Raw genomic sequence first — 16469 nt, 5'->3', positions numbered from 1 at the left:
CAGCAGGCCCAGCATGCCAGCCAAGCCGCCGACCCCTTGACCCAAAAGAAGTCCGATCAGACCGCCGAGCAGCAGGCCACGCATCATCGAACCGCCGAGGCCGCTGAAGATCCCTGGTCGTTGGGATGCCGGCGTCTGGCGGGCCGCATTGTTCGTCGCGGGCGTCATCGAGCGCTCGACCGGCGCGGCCGGATGTGGCGCCGTCCTGGTCGGCGGGACCGACTGGAAAGTGCGCGTGCCGCGGCTGCCGAAGCTGCCGCCACGGCGCGCCTCGGCGTAATCGGCCGTGACCATGGAAAGTGCCAGGAACAGTCCTGCAAACAAAACTGCAAACCGGCTCGAACGCGAAATCATCATAGCAAACCCTTAAGCGACACTCTTGCCGCTCATATGGGGTGCGCCGATCGAAATATCAGTGACCCGCACCAGCCATTGAGGAGAATTCCGTTACCGCCCCTCCACCAGGCACGGCAGCTGACGTGATCCTTCTGCTAAATTGTGCGTTGTTGCCTGAGGGCACGCCGAGGGAGACGAACATGTTTGCAGGTTTCAGCGCCACCAGCTTGCAACTGGACGAGACGACCATTTTCGCAAGGGTCGGCGGAACGGGTCCGCCGCTGCTGCTTCTTCATGGTTTTCCCGAGACACATCTGATGTGGAGAGATATCGCCACAGCATTGGCGCCCCGCTTTACGGTGATCGCCGCCGATCTTCGAGGCTACGGGCAAAGCGGGTGTCCGATTTCCTCTGCCGATCATAGTCCATACGCCAAACGCGCCATGGCCGGCGACATGGTTCAAGTCATGAAGCGGCTGGGGTTTGAGCAGTTCATGGTTGCCGGACATGATCGCGGCGGGCGGGTCGCCTATCGCCTGGCGCTCGACCATCCCGGCAAAATCTCCAAAGTCGCCGTCCTCGACGTCATCCCCACCGCCGCCGCGTGGGATAGGGCGGACGCCAGGCTGGCTCTGAGCTTCTGGCCCTGGAGCCTTCTTGCGCAACCGGAGCCTCTGCCGGAGCGACTGATAGGCGCGGCGCCCGATGCCATCGTCGACAATGCGATTGTGCAGTGGGGGTCGCCGGCAGAAATGTTCTCTGCGGAGGTCAGGGACGCCTATGTCGATGCGCTTCGCGATGCCGTTCATGTTCATGCGATATGCGAAGAGTATCGGGCCGCTGCCACGATCGATCGTGAACTTGACGCGGCGGACCAGGCAAACGGCCGCAGCATCGAGTGTCCGCTCATGGCACTGTGGAGTAGCGAAGGCGGCCTGGAGAACTGGTATGTCGAGGAAGGCGGATCGCTGGCTATTTGGAGAAAATGGGCCGACAGCGTTGAAGGAAGCCCTGTCCAAGGCGGGCACTTCTTTCCAGAAGAGCATCCTCACCAGACCGCAGCGGCTCTCTCGAAATTCTTCGAGGATAATAGGGGGAATGACGCGTCGAACAGAGTATTGTAGAGGTCACATGCTTCCGTTACGCAAAACCTCGGGAACGCTCCGCGGCCCGAGACCGAGAACCCTCTGATATTCGCCCGTTCGGCGTCAAACCTGCTTGATAAAAAATGAAGGCGATCACTAAAGCCGCGCCCCTGATATGCAGCTTCGTATTTCTCGGAGGTTGCGCATCACCCTTCCGCGCATCCTTTGATGCCGCGAAATACGACAAGATGAGCTGCGTCGAACTCAATGTGGCCATGGGCGAAGTCGCCAAGGAGATGTCGGCGACTGCGATCACTCGGGGCAAAGTCGCTCAAACCAACATTCCGAGTTGGCTATGGGGAGGACGGCGTGTCGCCTCTACCATCACTGCCCGCCAGAGCGCGAAAATCGAGCGCTTGCGGCAGCAGGAGGCTGCGATCGCAGCGGTGAGACGAAGCAAATGCTGATTGCGGCGCCGGAGTGAGAGCCTGCAAGCCGAAGGCAGAAGGTCAACGTCGCAGGACGTGGCATTGGAGCCGAGGCTCGACGGCTTCATGAATTCGGTCATCCTCACCGTCACGGCTTCAGTCTCGGCGACACGGCCAAGCCGAGGAAAACGATAACGGCCTGATTGAGGCGCAGGATGTCCGCGTCGTCCAATCGCCCGATATTTGCGCCGATCTTGGATTTCGGGACCGTGGTGATCTTGTCCACCATCAGTCGGCAGACGGCGAGCAGCCCGTTGCGCTCGTTCGGTTCGACGGCTAAACGGAACAATGGCGCGTCCGTCTCGTCGGTCGTCAAGCCACAGATGGTAATCGAATCCGTCGCATCGAAACTGTCATCTTGGATGATGACGATAGGACGAGGTTTGCCGGCGAAATCCTTGCCGCCGGCGACCGTCCAGATATCGCCACGCTTCATTCATCACCCCAATCCGATATCGCGTCGATGAACGCCTGATCCTCGCTTGCATGGGCGCTTGCCGCGACGGCCAGCGACTGACGATGCGCTTCCGAACGGAAGGCCGGCGCACGCACGTCCGGCACCCATATCTGTATCGGGCGCAGACCCTGCCGGCGCAGACGTTCACGATGTTCCCGCACCTTCATGCCTGAGGACTTAGGCTTCGATGCCGAGGCCATGACGATTCTCCCGCTAATGGTTACATGTAACCTATTGCGGAGGGCGAGCTTTGACCAGTCCTCATCGGAAAGCCCACAACGGGGCTACGACAACGGCTGTGACTCGCTACTATTGCGAGCCATGTTATCCTATTGGCTTCAGCCGTTCGATGAAGCGCCCCTTGCGGATATGCCGTTCGCGGATCGCCTGCAACCGGCGGGCGAAGTCGCCAATCGTCCCCCGCTCCTCGGCAATCGCCTTGAGGTCGAGCAGAAGACCGGCGGCCGTATCGTAGCCGGAAGCGTTGCGGCGCTCGATTTCGGTCTCCACCTCGCGCCACACGGTTTCGCCGCGCTGCATGATCGCATCGAGCCGGGCGCGGCGGGCGCGTAACTCTTCCGCCTCCCGCCGTTTCCTTTCGGCCTCCCGCCGCTCGCTTTGCTCGCGCTCGCGAGCCTCACGGATCGCATCGGCATGGGCGCGCAATTCGCCAGCCGAGCGCGGAGCGACGGCGGGTCGAGCCGCCGAGGTCTGCAACGCCTGGCGATCCCGAACGAGCGGCCGAAGCTCACTCGCCACATGCGAATCGCCCTCGGCCAGTCGAGCAAGCAGCATCGTTTTTTCACGATCAGGCAAATCGGCAAGGGAACGACGGATGACATCCGATGACAATGGGTCCTCCGCCGTCGTGCCGGCGGGACGTTCGGCTGCCGCCTCGACGAGATCGGCATCGAGACGGAAGAACCGCGCGAAAGCGTCGAGCGCGCCAGTCATCGGGCCGATCCCCGGCAACGGTTCCGCCTCGTCCGGCTCGATAGAACCGGCCTCGACCGCCATCAGCCACACCAGATAGAAAAGCCTCAGGTCGCCGCCAAGCACATCCGCACGCAGCGGCGCGAGCGCCTCGAGCCAGTCCGATTCGTCGTCCCAATAGTCCTCGGGCTCCAGTTCCTCGCACAGGATGTCGACGATCAGATTTTCACCCGATGTCGTGACATCGACGCAATCGACCGAGTGGAGAAATCCGTCGAGACGCCGCCGATCGACCAGCCGCTTCGGCAGACGAACCATCAGGCGGTACGTGCCCCAATTGGCCAGATAGAGATGGAGATCGAACCAGCGCTCCATCAACTCGACCGGGTCGCCTTTGAAGTCGCCCCACTCATAGGAATTCGTGAAGCTCGTGGCGGTGATCCGCGCTCGTGTCGACAAATCGCGCAAGACCCGGCGATCCGCTTCGCTGAGCGGACGGTCGACCGTCCGAAACTCGTAATATTGGTATTCGCTCATGACCGCGTTCGCTTGGTTCTGTAATGGCCGACGCCGACACCGCCAGCAGGCCGGCGATAGTGATTCAGACCGGATGCAGAATACCGTCCGTTTCGAGAATGCGAAGCGCCTCGATGAGCGTCTTGCCGGCGTAAAGCCGCCACCATTTGCCCGTGTGCCGCATCCAGTAGATATCGAATTGATCTGGCCCCACGCGATCGATTCTGGCGAAAGCCGCGTCGAACTCCTCGCCGCGATTGTGTTCCATGCCCGACCGGTAGCGCTGGATGAAGCGGTATCGACCAGCTGCCCAGGAGCCGCGGATATCAATCACGTAATTCCATTCGGTCGGTCGGATCTCGGGCAGGAACCGAGGTTTCAGGACGTCACGGATGAACGTCTCGCAGGTCGCTACGATCGCTTGTTTTTCCCGCTCGTCGGCCACGGCCAGCCTTCCGGCACGCGGCGCGATGACCCATTGTTTCCTCTTGGCCACGGCCTTGATCCACCCTTGCGTTGCTGATTTATCTCATACGCGGGTAGCGATATTCTGCCGATTCACGCGAGAGCAGCAACCATGAAACCGGACCAGCGGGCAAGGAAATGGATCGCCAAGAAGGCCAAGCTGGGCGTGCGCAGTTATCCGGTCGGCACCATCGCCTTCTATGGCCCCGATGGCCTCCGCGCCACGAAGGTGGCGGTGGGTATCGTCCCCGCCCCTCAATCCGAGGCGACGATCCTGCGTCGCTGGTTTGACGAAACCAGCGACGTACGGAGGAACGATACGGTCTTCGCCGAGATCGCCGCGCTCTTGCGCGGGCATGGGGTGCATTCCGTAGCGATGGTGGACGGAATTCTCGGCTGTCCGCACGAGGAAGGAATCGAGTACCCGGAAGGCGGCACTTGCCCGAACTGCCCGTACTGGGCAGGGCGAGATCGTTGGACAGGCGGGCTCGGTAGGAACTGATGCCCGACAGGTGGTTTCGTGGGCTATGGCGCCGATGCAGGACTCTTCATCCCGCGCGGTCCATCGTCAGCGTAATGGATAACCTCAGCCCGATGCCCCGGATTGGTGCGCGGCGATCGCGCTCAGAAAAATCTGACCGAATTCCCTAAGCTTCGCGGCGCCGACACCGTTGACTGCGGCGAAGGCGTCGAGGTCGCGCGGGCAGCGTTCGGCCATGTCGATCAGTGTGCGATCGGAGAAGATCACGAAGGCCGGCACCTGGCGCTCCCGGGCAAGACGCAGCCGCACCGCCTTGAGCGTGGCCAACAGCGCGGAATCCAGCCCTTCCGTGCCCGCGGCAGCATCGGGACGTGTCTTGCCACGCAGAGCGCGGCTCCGCACCTCTACGCGATACCGGAACGGGACATCGCCACGGGCCAGCTCACGGCCCTTTTCGGCGATGGCGAGGCCGCCATGGCCGCCTGAGTCCAATGTCAGAAACCCTCCCGCGACAAGCTGGCGGACCAGCGACAGCCACACATCCTTCTTGTGCGCCACACCGGTCCCGAAGCTGGCAAGCCTGTGGTGGTTCCTGGCCAGGACCTTCTCGGTTTCGTGGCCGATCAAAACATCGGCGACATGGGCAGCACCAAAGCGCTCGCCGGTCTGGGCGATGGCCGCGAGGATGATCCGTGCCTCCGCCTCGCCATCCGCATGCGGCGTCTGGTCAAGGCAATTGTCGCAATTGCCGCAAGGCACTGCTGTTTCGCCGAAGTAGCCAAGCAGGATCTGGCGGCGACACTGCGCCGTCTCGCAATAACCGATCAGCGTGTCGAGGCGGCCATGCGCGCGTCTTTTATGCTCCGCCGGCGCATCCTCGTCTTCGATGAAAAGCCGGCGCATGCGGATATCGCCGAGACCGAAGAGCATATGTGCCTCGGCAGCCCGCCCGTCGCGGCCCGCGCGCCCAATTTCCTGATAATAGGCTTCGAGGCTGCCCGGCAGATCGGTATGGAAGACATAGGCGACGTCAGGCTTGTCGATGCCCATGCCGAAGGCGATGGTCGCCACCATCACGACGCCGGACAAGGTCATGAAAGCGTTTTGATTTGCTTCACGCGCGTCCTTGCTCATGCCGGCATGATAGGCCAGGGCACGCACGCCGTTCTTCTCGAGGAACGCCGCCATCTCCTCGGTCTTCTTGCGCGACAGGCAATAGACGATCCCGCTGCGGCCGGCATGACGCTCTACGAAGCTCAGCAATTGGCGCTTGCTGTCCTGCTTGGCCTCGATGCCAAGCTTGATGTTCGGCCGGTCGAACCCCAGCACCAGGCTTTCGACACGCCCGGCGAACAGCTGCGCGGCGATGTCGGTGCGCGTCGCCTCGTCCGCCGTCGCCGTCAGCGCAATGATCGGCACGCCAGGGAAAATGTCGCGCAGCCGCGACAACTCTTCATATTCGCGCCGGAACGCCGGGCCCCACTGGGAGATGCAATGCGCCTCGTCGACGGCGATCAGCCGGATATCGAGCCTGGCGAGCGCCTCGAGCATCCGCGCGGTCATGAGCCGTTCCGGCGCAAGATAGAGCAGGCGCGTCTGGCCCGCCGCAACGCGGCGCCATGCGGCGACATTGGCATCGCGGTCAAGCGAGGAATTGATCGTATCGGCGGCCACGCCGGCAAGACGCAATGCGGCGACCTGGTCCTGCATCAGCGCCACCAGGGGCGAAACGACAATGGTGAGCCCGCCCAGGACCAGCGCCGGGACCTGGTAGCAGAGCGATTTGCCAGCGCCGGTCGGCATCACAGCCAGCACATGACGCCCGGCCAGCAGCGCCTCCGTCACAGCGTCCTGGCCGGGACGAAAATCGTCGAAGCCGAACACGTCCTTCAGGACGCGCCGCTTGGGATCCTCCGCCGGGACGCTCGCCGTCGATACCTGCATCAGGGAATTTCTACAATCGGCGCCGCCTGAAAAGGCAAGGTGGGAACGGTCAGGAGCAGCGGCGACGTGACCTGCCGAAGCTCCCCGACGAATCTCCAGGTGACTGCCTTGACCGCGGTTTCGAACACTTGATCCCCCTTCAAGCCCTGTCTCCGTCGGCGCCAACTGAAAGAATATCTCCCTCATTGGCGGATATGGGATCGTGATTCCAGCCCCTATTCGCTTTGGCTGTGAATATCGCGTTGGCTCTGGCCGGTTAATCCTATCTTCATCATAATTCGGCAGGTTCAGGTTCTGCGGTGATGTTTTGAGTACCGCGGCGCCACAAGCGCCCAGGCAACACGCCCGCGTCTCTCCGGAGGCGCGGGCTTTTCGTTTGCGGGGTATGCTGGAAGCGCCTGCCCCCTCGGCCGGACACACGCCGCGATGACCTGCCTTCGCGCGGCTTCAGTCGATAAAATCGGCGCGGTGCGGCGTAAAGCTGTCGACCAGGCGCCCGGCCTCGAGCGCCCTGACGCCATGAACCAGGTTGGAAGGGACAATGAAGCTGCTTCCCGTCTCCAGGATCTCGGTCCTGCCGTCGATGGTGACCTCGAAGCGGCCTTCGGCGACGTAGCTCGCCTGGACATGCGGGTGCGAATGCAGCGCGCCGACACCGTCCTTGTCGAACCCGAACTCGACCATCATCAGTTCGTCCGTGTGCAGCAGCACACGCCTGCGATTGCCGTCCGGCGTCGGCGTCCATGCGCCCTCGCCGGCGTGCGAGAAGATCTTCGTTCCGGTCATCGCCAAATCCTCCTCATCGCGCCAGCCAGCCGCCGTCCACCGGCACCACCGCGCCATGCATATAGTTGGACGCCGGCGCCAGCAGGAAGACAGCCGCGTCGCCGATGTCTTCCGGACCGCCCCAGCGCCCGGCCGGAATGCGCGCCAGAATGGCGGCGCTGCGGTCTGGATCGGCACGCAGCGCCTCGGTGTTGTTGGTTTCGATATAGCCGGGCGCAATGCCGTTGACGTTGATGCCTTTCGACGCCCATTCGCAGGCGAGCAATCGGGTGATGCCGAGCACGCCGTGTTTCGAGGCGGTATAGGAGGCGACGCGGATGCCGCCCTGAAAGCTGAGCATCGACGCGATGTTGACGATCTTGCCGCGCCGCCCCGGATCGGCAAGCACGCGCCGGGCAAAGCTCTGGCCGAGAAAAAAGACCGTCTTCAGATTGACGTCCGTGACGTCGTCCCAATCGGCTTCCGTCAGATCGACGGCGTCGGCGCGCCGAATGATGCCGGCATTGTTGACCAGCCCATCGAGCGGCCCGGTTTCGTCCCAGACGCGATCGAGCATCGCCTGGGCGGCGGCATGATCGGCAAGATCGCAGCGTTCCGCCTCGAAGCGTCCGCCCACCGCCGCGACCTTTTCCGCCGTCTCGTCCATCGCCGAACGGCCGACGCCGACCACAGCACCACCGGCGCGCGCGATCGACAGGGCGATGCCTTGACCGATGCCGGTATTGGCGCCGGTGACAAGGATGCGCTTGCCGGCGAGGCTGAAAGCCGAGAGGTCGCTCACCGCAGCTCTTCCATCGCTACCGGATCGACATCGGTATAGTCGACATTGTCGCCGGCCATCGCCCAGATGAAGGCGTAGTTGGAGGTGCCGGCGCCCGAATGGATCGACCATCCCGGCGACAGCACCGCTTCTTCATTGCGCATGACGAGGTGGCGGGTCTCGTCCGGTTCGCCCATGAAATGGAACACGCGCGCCGCTTCCGGTAGGTCGAAATAGAGGTAGGCCTCCATGCGTCGGTCATGCACATGGCACGGCATGGTGTTCCAGACCGAGCCTGACGCAAGCTGGGTCATGCCGACGACGAGCTGGCAGGTTTTGACGCCTCCGGCATGGATGAACTGGAAGATCGAGCGCTCGTTGCAGGTCGCCTGGCTGCCGAGGTCGAGCCGCTTGGCATCGCCGATGCGGATCAGCTGGCTGGGATGGCTCTGATGCGCCGGCGCGCTGAGTAGATAGAACTTGGCCGGCTCGGCCGGATTGACTGAGGCGAACGACACCTCATTGGCGCCCATGCCGAGATACAGCATGTCGCGCGGCTGCAGCTCGTAGGATTGGCCGCTCGCCTTCACCATGCCGGCGCCGCCTATGTTGACGGCGATCATTTCGCGGCGATCGAGAAAGTTCTTGGTCCCGGTCGGCTTGATCGCCTCCAGCGGCAGCGGCGTGCCCGCGGGCATGGCGCCGCCGACGATCATGCGGTCGTAATGCGTGTAGGTCAGGCCGATGCGGCCTAACTGGAACAGGCCTTCGATCAGGAAATTGTGACGAAGCTCGTCCGTCCCCATCGCCGCGGCGGTAACAGGGTCGATGGCGAAGCGCGAGGTGAAGTCCGTGTGATTGTCAGTGTGATTCATTGCTGTCCCATTGGGCTGCCTCATTGGTCATTCGGTTGCCGCGGCCTTAACCGACTCAGCATAAAAACTTTGACGTGCGTGCAGCCGCTCACGATAGCGCTGCTGGCTAGCGGTGAGATGCGCGCGCATGGCTTCGCGCGCGGACTCGGCATCGCCTGTCGTAATGGCATTCAGGATCACCAGATGCTCGCCTTGCAGTCCCCGCTGGTAGACGTCGGATTGGGCGAGCTCGGTGGACCACGGTGACGTCACGTCGCAAGGAATGGCGCGCCGGCCGAGCACGTCGAGCATCTCGACATAGAACGGGTTGTTGGTGGCGCTGGCGATCGCGCGGTGGAAGGCAAGGTCGGCCGGACCCGTCGGCTCGCTGTTCAAGAGCAGCCTCTCGAACTCGAAGAACGCCTCCTGGATCGCCGCTTCCTGCGCGGCATTGCGACGGATAGCGGCGAGCCCGGCGGATTCGATCTCGATCGCCAGGCGCACTTCGAGCACGTTGAGCGCGATCGAATCCTTGCTGCCCATGTCCGCGGCCAGCGCGCCGAACATCGTCGATATATGCTCGGTGACGAAGACACCGGCGCCCTGGCGCGGCTCAACCAGACCGTCGGCAGCGAGCTTGGCCAGCGCTTCGCGGATGACGGTGCGGCTGACCCCGAAGGTTTCGGTCAGCTGACCCTCGGTCGGCAGCTTTTGGCTTGGCTGGATCTCGCCCGCCTGCAACTGCTTGCGGATCGCCGCGACCACGGTCTCCGACAGCTTGGGCTTGCGTTCGACCTTCAGGCTGATCGCCGTATCCGATGCCATTGCCAACCCCTATTTGAAGACGCTCGGCAGCCATAGCGAGATGGCCGGAATGTAAGTGACGAGCCCCAGCACCACGAGGCCTGCCCCATAGAATGGCCAGATCGAGCGCATCGCTTCCCAGACGGATATTTTGCCCACCGCGCACGCCACGAACTGCACCGCGCCCACCGGCGGCGTGTTCAGCCCGATGCCGAAGTTGAGGATCATGATGACGCCGAAATGCACCGGATCGACGCCGTAGGCCTGTGCCACGGGCAGGAAGATCGGCGTGCAGATGATGATCGTCGGCCCCATGTCCATGAACGTGCCGAGAAACAGCATCAAGAGGTTGAGCAGGAGAAGCACGACCAGCGGATCTTCCGAGATCGCGTTCATCGAGGCTATGAGCGCCGCCGGCACTTTCAGGAAGGCCATCAACCACGAGAACGCCGCCGCCATGCCGATGATGAGCAGCACCATGGCGGTGGTGCGCACGGCGCCATGGGTGGCATGAACGAAACCTTCCCAAGTCATCTGCCGGTAAACCAAGACAGTCACGAGCAACGCATAGATGACTGCGATGCAGGAACTCTCGGTGGCCGTGAAAATACCCGATCGCACGCCGCCGAAGATGATCGCGATCAGCAGCAGGCCGGGCACCGCGACGGCGAAGAGATGCGCGACGGCGGCGAAACCCGGAAACGGCTCGGTCGGATAGCCGCGGGAGCGCGCCACGAAATAGGCGGTGACCATCAGTGCCAGGGCCAAAAGCAGGCCCGGGATGATGCCGGCCGTGAACAGGTCGGCGATCGAGATCTTTCCGCCTGCCGAGATCGAGTAGATAATCATGTTGTGCGACGGCGGCAGGAGCAGCGCGATCAGCGCCGCCATCGACGTGACGTTGACGGCGTAGTCCGCTCCATATCCACGCGCCTTCATCTGCGGGATCATCAAGCCGCCTACCGCTGCCGCCTCCGCCACCGCGGAGCCCGAAATGCCGCCGAACAGTGTAGCGGTCGCGATGTTGACCTGCCCGAGACCGCCACGCATGTGGCCGACGAGCGAGCCGGCGAAGGCGACGATCTTGCTGGCGATGCCGCCGCGCACCATCAAGTCGCCGGCGTAGATGAAAAACGGAATGGCCAGCAGCGAAAAGACGCTCATGCCGGAATTCAGGCGCTGGAACACGATGAGCGGCGGCAGGCCCATGTAGAGGACGGTGGCAAAGCTTGCGACGCCGAGGCAGAAGGCGATCGGCGTGCCGATAAGCATCAGAACGGTGAAGACGCCGAAGAGTATCCAGAGTTCCATGGCGTCAGACCTTCACGTTCGCTGTGTCGAGTTCGGCTGCGACTTCCGCCGGCGGCAGCTCATCGAGCGCATCGTCGATCGGCGCACCGGAGAGGCGAAGCACGATCCGCTCCAGCGTGAAAAGCACGATGAGCGCGCCTCCCGCGACAAGCGGGACGTAGTCCCAGCCCCCTGATATGCCGAGCGACGGCAAGGTGGCGCCCCAGGTCAAGGCGACCAGCTGGCTGCCATACCAGATCATGCCGATGCCGAAGGCGAGCGCGACGAGGTCCGAGATCATCCTCAGCCAACGCTTGCCGCCTTTCGGCAGCACGTAGAGCAGGACGTCGAAGCCGAGGTGATAGTTCTCGCGCACGCCGACGGCGGCGCCGAGGAAAATGAACCAGCTCATCAGCATCACCGAGCCCTGCTCGGTCCAGCTCGGCGAGCGGTTCAGAACATAGCGGCCGAACACCTGCCAGGCGACGAAGGCGGTCATCAGCACCAGCCCGATGCCGGCGATCCACAGCGCCGCCGTGCTGACGCGCGACATCACGCGCGCGATGCCGGCAAGGGGCGGTCTCTGTTCTGGGCTGAAGGTCACCGGTTCTCTCCGCAAGAGGATGGCGGCGCGGAATGCCCGCGCCGCCGCTTGATCACTGCGCGGCCTTGATGGCCTCGACCATGGCCTTCAGCTTGTCGTCCTTGACGTGCTTCTCGTAGACCGGGCCCATCGCGTCGATGAAGGGCTGCTTGTCCGGCGTCGTGATCTGCGAACCGGCCGCCTCGACCTTGGCACGCGATTCCTTGACCTTGGCGGCCCACAGCTCACGCTGCTTGGCGACGCTTTCCTTGGCGGCCGCCTTGAAGATCGCCTGGTCTTCCGGCGTCAGCTTGTCCCAACTCGACTTCGCCATGACGAAGGCTTCCGGCACCATCGTGTGCTCGTCGAGCGAATAGAACTTGGCCACTTCCGCATGCTTGGCGGTATCGTAGCTCGGAAAATTGTTCTCCGCGCCGTCAATGACCCCGGTCTCGATCGCCGAATATACCTCGCCATACGGCATCGGCGTCGCGTTGGCGCCGAGTGCCGCCACCATGTCGACGAAGATGTCGGACTGGATGACGCGGAACTTCATGCCGGCCAGATCGGCTACAGAGTTGATCGGCTTCTTCGAATTGTAGAAGGAGCGCGCGCCGCCGTCATAGAAGGCAAGCAGCACCAGCCCGACCTGTTCGAACGCCGCCGCGATCTGGTCGCCGACCGCTCCGTCAATGACCTTGTGCATATGGTCTTCCGAGCGGAAGATGTAGGGCAGCGAAGGCACGGTGGTTTCGGGAATAAGCCCGTTGAACGGCGCCATCGAGACGCGGTTGAGGTCGATCACGCCGGAGCGCACCTGCTCGATCGTGTCCTTTTCCTCGCCGAGCTGCGCGGAATGATAAAGCTCGACCGTATAGCGGCCGGCCGTCCGCTCCTTCACAAGCTCGCCGAAATATTTGACCGCCTCGACCGTCGGATAGCCGTCCGGATGCGTGTCGGACGAGCGCAGAACCGTCTGGGCGCTTGCCGTTCCAGCCATCAGTGCGGCGGCAAGCAGCGTAGCTCCCGCCAGTCTAGAAAAATGCAGCATTGGTTTCCTCCCGTTTGAACGATGGCGGCAAGCGCCATTAGAGCCGGTACGCCTTTTTCGCGAGCGTATAGGCCAGATACTGCGCCAACTCGTGCGCCTCGTCCTCGCGGAGTCGGTGCTCGGCGACGAGACGCGCAAGAAAGGCGCAATCGACCCGACGCGCCACATCGTGGCGAGCCGGGATGGATGGAAAAGCGCGGGTATCGTCGTTGAAGCCGACGGTGTTGTAGAAGCCGGCCGTCTCGGTCGTCATCTCGCGGAACCGGCGCATGCCCTCCGGGCTGTCGTGGAACCACCAGGCCGGCCCGAGTTTCAGCGCCGGGTAGACGCCGGCGAGCGGCGCCAGTTCGCGCGCATAGCTGGTCTCGTCCAGCGTGAAGAGGATGATGGTAAGGTCGCGCTCCAGCCCGACGCAGTCGAGCAGCGGCTTCAGCGCCGTCACATAGTCGGTTCGGGTCGGGATATCGAAACCCTTGTCCCTGCCGAACTTCTGGAAGACGGCAGGCGAGTGATTGCGAAAGGAGCCGGGATGGATTTGCAAGACAAGCCCATCGTCGCGGCTCATCTTGGCCATCTCGGTCAGCATCTGGGCACGAAACAGTTTTCGCTCGCGCTCGTCATCCGAGCCCCGGCGGATGCGGTTGAACAGCTCCTGCGCGGCGGCATCCGACAGATTGGCGGTCTCCGCCGTCGGATGGCCGTGATCCGACGCGGTCGCGCCGAAACTTTTGAAGAAGGCACGCCGTTGGCGATGCGCATCGAGATAGCCGGCCCAGGTGCCGGTGTCGCAGCCGGTGATTTCTCCGAGCTGGTCGAGATTGGCCGAAAACCCTTCGAAATCGGGATCGACGACCGCGTCCGGCCGATAGGCGGTGACGACGCGCCCATCCCAGCCGCTGTCGCGGATCATCTGGTGCCATTTGAGATCGTCGAGCGCGCCTTCGGTCGTCGCGATGACCTCAATGTTGAAGCGCTCGAACAGCGCTCGCGGGCGAAAATTCTCCCACTGCAGCAAGGTCGCGATCGTGTCGTAATGGCGGTCGGCGGTTGCGGCCGTCAGCGGCTCTTCGATGCCGAACAGATGGGCAAGCACATGGTCGAACCACAGCCGCGTCGGCGTGCCGCGGAACAGATGATAGTGCTCGGCGAAGCGCCGCCAGATCGTCCTGCCGTCGGTCTCCACCGGTGAGCCGTCGAGCGTTGGCACGCCGAGGTCCTCGAGGCGGACGCCCTGGCTGAACAGCATGCGGAAGATGTAGTGGTCCGGCACAACAAGCAATTGCGCCGGATCGGCAAACGCCTCGTTGAGCGCATACCAGCGCGGATCGGTGTGACCATGCGGGCTGACGATCGGCAGGTTCTTCACGCCGGCGTAAAGATCGCGGGCAAGCGAAAGCGGACGCGTCTCCGATGGAAACAGCAAATCCGGATGCGTCAGCACGGCCACATCAATCCTCCCAATACGGCAATCGGTAGGATCGGAAAGAAGTAATGTCAACATACAAAAATCGGGTTGTTATATGATGACTTGATGGCGGTGACCCATTGTGCAGGATGGAAACGGATGTTACGCCGCTGCCAGCCACGCCTCCGGACGATCGCCGCACCATGACCAACAGACGCCTTTCCAACAGCACGCTGCAGGCATTGCCGGCTCTGGCCGCGATCCCTGGATATGATCGCGACGAGATCGTGCCAGGCATCGTCCATCTCGGCGTCGGCGCGTTCCACCGCGCTCATCAGGCAGCCTATGTCGACGACTGCCTGGCGACGGGAGAGACGGATTGGGGCATTGTCGGCGTCTCGCTGCGCAGCGCCGACACACGCGACGCGCTGGCGCCGCAGGACGGGGTCTACACGCTGGCGGTCAGAAGCAGCGACAGTGAAAGCCTGCGCGTCGTCGGCTCGATCCTGTCGATGCTGGTGGCCCCGGAAGATCCGGGCGCGGTGCTGGCCGCGCTGACCGATCCGCGCACCTCGATCGTCACGCTGACGATCACCGAGAAAGCCTATCTCAGGGCGGCGGGTGGCGGACTGGACACAGCCCATCCCGACATCGTCTACGACTTGGCGAACCCGCAAATGCCGCGAACGGCGCATGGTTTCCTGACCGAATCGCTTTCGCGCCGCCGTGCCGCCGGCATCCGGCCATTCACCGTGCTCTGCTGCGACAATCTCCCGGCCAATGGCGCCACGCTGCACAGGCTGCTGGTCGAATTCGCCGCGCTACGCGATACCAGGCTCGCCACTTCAGGCGATGCCAGGCTCGCCACTTCAGGCGATGCCAGGCTCGCCACTTCAGGCGATGCCGATCTCGCCCGCCATATCGCCGACGAGGTGGCGTTTCCGTCGAGCATGGTCGATCGCATCGTGCCGGCGACCACCGATGCCGACCGGACACGGATATCAGGCCAGCTCGGCGTCGAAGACGCGTGGCCGGTGATGACCGAGCTATTCTGCCAATGGGTGGTCGAAGACGATTTCCCGGCGGGCAGGCCGGCCTGGGAAAAGTTCGGCGTCACCATGGTCGGTGATGTCGGGCCGTTCGAGGACATGAAGCTCAGGCTGCTCAACGGCTCGCATTCGGCCATCGCCTATCTCGGCCTGCTCAGCGGATATGAGACGGTCGACCGCGCCTTTGCCGATCCGGCGATCCGTCAATTCGTCGACGGATTATGGGCCGAGGCCATCCCGACGCTGCCGCAGGACGCCGGGCTAGACACGACCGACTACACGGCTCAACTCGCTAAGCGCTATTCGAACACCGCGCTTGCCCACCGGACGGCGCAGATCGCCAATGACGGCAGCCAGAAACTGCCGCAGCGCATCGTTGCCTCGGCCACGGAGCGGCTGAGTGCCGGTGCCCCGCCCGCGCATCTGATGCTGGTGGTGGCCGCCTGGATCGCCGCTTGCGAGGCGCGCGGCAAATCCCTGCCGGAAAATCATTTCACCGATCCGCTCGACTTGGCCCTGGCCGCACTCGGCACTCGGCAGCTATCGGCTGGCGAAGCGGTTGCGGCGGTGTTCGACCTGGCCGGCTTCGCCAAGGGCGGTGCTGAGCGCCTGACGCTGATCGACCTGGCGGCCGCCCATCTCGAACGGTTGCGGCAAGGCGGAGTGGCCTTCGCCCTCGCCGCACTCGGCATACGGAGCGAATGAACCTAGGGGACCTAGCGCTGGCTAGGATCGGATTGCGGAGGTCGGCGGGACAGCGCCCCCCCCTCTGTCCTGCCGGACATCTCCCCCACAAGGGGGGAGATTGGCAGCTCTGATGCCAGCGCCAGTTCTGCAATGTTGGAGATTTGCGAAAGCCGCAGTGACGGCCGATCTCCCCACCCGTGGGGGAGATGTCCGGCAGGACAGAGGGGGCCGCGAAGGAACGCGACGGAAGCTTTATCCTGGGCCGTCCTACTCTTGGCCGATGTCGTAGCATAAATCCCAGGACCTACGCTCCGCTTCGCCCTGAATGGCGAGGGATAGCCCAGCCTCTATGCCGGCAGGATGGCGCCTTCGAGTGTGGTGAGCTGGCTAAGGAACTGCTCGGCCTTGGTACGGGTCTGATCGTCCTTGGCGTCGGCGGCGTCTTCCCTGGCTTCCTGGATGCGGCGGGCAAGGTCGGGGCGGGTGATGTCGCCG

General features: G+C 63.3%; 17 protein-coding genes and 2 pseudogenes. 4 read left to right on the top strand and 15 right to left on the bottom strand.

The window, feature by feature from the left end; all coding sequences use genetic code 11:
• Positions 1-354: pseudogene (locus tag EOC93_RS27220) on the bottom strand (hypothetical protein); the annotation flags it as partial.
• A gap of 182 nt (positions 355-536) precedes the next feature.
• Between EOC93_RS27220 and EOC93_RS27215 the strand changes: the two are divergent.
• The gene (locus EOC93_RS27215) at positions 537-1460 is read left to right on the top strand and encodes an alpha/beta hydrolase (protein WP_127206168.1); all 924 of its coding nucleotides are present in this window, start codon (positions 537-539) and stop codon (positions 1458-1460) included.
• A gap of 104 nt (positions 1461-1564) precedes the next feature.
• Complete coding sequence (locus EOC93_RS27210) at positions 1565-1888, top strand: hypothetical protein (protein WP_095487534.1); 324 nt, start codon at positions 1565-1567, stop codon at positions 1886-1888.
• A gap of 109 nt (positions 1889-1997) precedes the next feature.
• Here the strand turns inward: EOC93_RS27210 and EOC93_RS27205 are convergent, their stop codons facing one another.
• The 4 genes from EOC93_RS27205 to EOC93_RS27190 all read right to left on the bottom strand — a co-directional run bounded on the left by EOC93_RS27205 (position 1998) and on the right by EOC93_RS27190 (position 4260).
• A complete protein-coding gene (locus tag EOC93_RS27205; protein ID WP_095487536.1) occupies positions 1998-2345 on the bottom strand; it encodes a type II toxin-antitoxin system PemK/MazF family toxin in 348 nt (115 codons plus the stop codon).
• On the bottom strand, positions 2342-2566 hold the full coding sequence (locus EOC93_RS27200) for an antitoxin MazE family protein (RefSeq protein ID WP_164759292.1): 225 nt from the start codon (positions 2564-2566) through the stop codon (positions 2342-2344). Before EOC93_RS27200 ends, EOC93_RS27205 begins: the two co-directional genes overlap by 4 nt.
• A gap of 124 nt (positions 2567-2690) precedes the next feature.
• Positions 2691-3836, bottom strand: coding sequence for a hypothetical protein (locus EOC93_RS27195; protein WP_095487540.1), 1146 nt, complete (start codon positions 3834-3836; stop codon positions 2691-2693).
• Positions 3837-3900: 64 nt separating this feature from the next.
• Positions 3901-4260 (bottom strand): hypothetical protein, encoded by a 360-nt coding sequence (locus tag EOC93_RS27190; protein WP_245461552.1) that lies wholly within the window; start codon positions 4258-4260, stop codon positions 3901-3903.
• Positions 4261-4392: 132 nt separating this feature from the next.
• Between EOC93_RS27190 and EOC93_RS27185 the strand changes: the two genes are divergently transcribed.
• Complete coding sequence (locus EOC93_RS27185) at positions 4393-4782, top strand: hypothetical protein (protein WP_127206167.1); 390 nt, start codon at positions 4393-4395, stop codon at positions 4780-4782.
• An 84-nt stretch (positions 4783-4866) separates the two neighbouring features.
• On the opposite strand, the gene recQ is transcribed toward EOC93_RS27185, so the two are convergent.
• The 9 genes from recQ to uxaC form a co-directional block, all read right to left on the bottom strand.
• A complete protein-coding gene (gene recQ / locus EOC93_RS27180) occupies positions 4867-6705 on the bottom strand; it encodes a DNA helicase RecQ (RefSeq protein ID WP_095487545.1) in 1839 nt (612 codons plus the stop codon).
• A 447-nt stretch (positions 6706-7152) separates the two neighbouring features.
• Positions 7153-7491, bottom strand: a complete 339-nt coding sequence (locus EOC93_RS27175; protein WP_095487715.1) for a cupin domain-containing protein — start codon at positions 7489-7491, stop codon at positions 7153-7155.
• A gap of 13 nt (positions 7492-7504) precedes the next feature.
• Entirely contained in the window at positions 7505-8272 is a 768-nt protein-coding gene (gene kduD / locus EOC93_RS27170; RefSeq protein ID WP_095487547.1) for a 2-dehydro-3-deoxy-D-gluconate 5-dehydrogenase KduD, read from the bottom strand.
• Positions 8269-9126: a 5-dehydro-4-deoxy-D-glucuronate isomerase gene (gene kduI / locus EOC93_RS27165; protein WP_095487549.1), complete on the bottom strand. Its 858-nt coding sequence runs from the start codon at positions 9124-9126 to the stop codon at positions 8269-8271. Before kduI ends, kduD begins: the two co-directional genes overlap by 4 nt.
• 27 nt (positions 9127-9153) lie before the next feature.
• Positions 9154-9930: a FadR/GntR family transcriptional regulator gene (locus tag EOC93_RS27160; RefSeq protein WP_095487550.1), complete on the bottom strand. Its 777-nt coding sequence runs from the start codon at positions 9928-9930 to the stop codon at positions 9154-9156.
• A 9-nt stretch (positions 9931-9939) separates the two neighbouring features.
• A complete protein-coding gene (locus EOC93_RS27155; protein WP_095487552.1) occupies positions 9940-11220 on the bottom strand; it encodes a TRAP transporter large permease in 1281 nt (426 codons plus the stop codon).
• A gap of 4 nt (positions 11221-11224) precedes the next feature.
• The gene (locus EOC93_RS27150; protein WP_091600171.1) at positions 11225-11752 is read right to left on the bottom strand and encodes a TRAP transporter small permease; all 528 of its coding nucleotides are present in this window, start codon (positions 11750-11752) and stop codon (positions 11225-11227) included.
• A 103-nt stretch (positions 11753-11855) separates the two neighbouring features.
• Complete coding sequence (locus EOC93_RS27145) at positions 11856-12833, bottom strand: TRAP transporter substrate-binding protein (protein ID WP_127206166.1); 978 nt, start codon at positions 12831-12833, stop codon at positions 11856-11858.
• 37 nt (positions 12834-12870) lie between these two features.
• Entirely contained in the window at positions 12871-14280 is a 1410-nt protein-coding gene (uxaC, locus tag EOC93_RS27140; protein ID WP_127206165.1) for a glucuronate isomerase, read from the bottom strand.
• A gap of 161 nt (positions 14281-14441) precedes the next feature.
• Here uxaC and EOC93_RS27135 point away from each other — a divergent pair, with 161 nt between their 5' ends.
• Positions 14442-15992: a mannitol dehydrogenase family protein gene (locus EOC93_RS27135; protein ID WP_164759291.1), complete on the top strand. Its 1551-nt coding sequence runs from the start codon at positions 14442-14444 to the stop codon at positions 15990-15992.
• A gap of 329 nt (positions 15993-16321) precedes the next feature.
• Here the strand turns inward: EOC93_RS27135 and EOC93_RS35025 are convergent.
• Positions 16322-16469: pseudogene (locus tag EOC93_RS35025) on the bottom strand (F0F1 ATP synthase subunit epsilon); the annotation flags it as partial.

Origin of the sequence: Mesorhizobium sp. M6A.T.Ce.TU.002.03.1.1 (genome assembly GCF_003997275.1) — a bacterium.
GTDB classification, from domain to species: domain Bacteria; phylum Pseudomonadota; class Alphaproteobacteria; order Rhizobiales; family Rhizobiaceae; genus Mesorhizobium; species Mesorhizobium mediterraneum.
The sequence above is the reverse complement of the archived record's forward strand: the minus strand, read 5'-3'. Positions and strand labels throughout refer to the sequence as shown.

What these genes read in the sequence shown, in the direction of transcription:
- EOC93_RS27215 (WP_127206168.1), top strand. Translation starts at nt 537, where the DNA reads ATGTTTGCAGGTTTCAGCGCCACCAGCTTGCAACTGGACGAGACGACC.
- EOC93_RS27210 (WP_095487534.1), top strand. Translation starts at nt 1,565, where the DNA reads ATGAAGGCGATCACTAAAGCCGCGCCCCTGATATGCAGCTTCGTATTT.
- EOC93_RS27175 (WP_095487715.1), bottom strand. Translation starts at nt 7,491, where the DNA reads ATGACCGGAACGAAGATCTTCTCGCACGCCGGCGAGGGCGCATGGACG.
- EOC93_RS27160 (WP_095487550.1), bottom strand. Translation starts at nt 9,930, where the DNA reads ATGGCATCGGATACGGCGATCAGCCTGAAGGTCGAACGCAAGCCCAAG.
- EOC93_RS27195 (WP_095487540.1), bottom strand. Translation starts at nt 3,836, where the DNA reads ATGAGCGAATACCAATATTACGAGTTTCGGACGGTCGACCGTCCGCTC.
- EOC93_RS27200 (WP_164759292.1), bottom strand. Translation starts at nt 2,566, where the DNA reads ATGGCCTCGGCATCGAAGCCTAAGTCCTCAGGCATGAAGGTGCGGGAA.
- EOC93_RS27145 (WP_127206166.1), bottom strand. Translation starts at nt 12,833, where the DNA reads ATGCTGCATTTTTCTAGACTGGCGGGAGCTACGCTGCTTGCCGCCGCA.
- EOC93_RS27155 (WP_095487552.1), bottom strand. Translation starts at nt 11,220, where the DNA reads ATGGAACTCTGGATACTCTTCGGCGTCTTCACCGTTCTGATGCTTATC.
- kduI (WP_095487549.1), bottom strand. Translation starts at nt 9,126, where the DNA reads ATGAATCACACTGACAATCACACGGACTTCACCTCGCGCTTCGCCATC.
- EOC93_RS27205 (WP_095487536.1), bottom strand. Translation starts at nt 2,345, where the DNA reads ATGAAGCGTGGCGATATCTGGACGGTCGCCGGCGGCAAGGATTTCGCC.
- recQ (WP_095487545.1), bottom strand. Translation starts at nt 6,705, where the DNA reads ATGCAGGTATCGACGGCGAGCGTCCCGGCGGAGGATCCCAAGCGGCGC.
- EOC93_RS27135 (WP_164759291.1), top strand. Translation starts at nt 14,442, where the DNA reads ATGACCAACAGACGCCTTTCCAACAGCACGCTGCAGGCATTGCCGGCT.
- EOC93_RS27185 (WP_127206167.1), top strand. Translation starts at nt 4,393, where the DNA reads ATGAAACCGGACCAGCGGGCAAGGAAATGGATCGCCAAGAAGGCCAAG.
- EOC93_RS27150 (WP_091600171.1), bottom strand. Translation starts at nt 11,752, where the DNA reads ATGTCGCGCGTCAGCACGGCGGCGCTGTGGATCGCCGGCATCGGGCTG.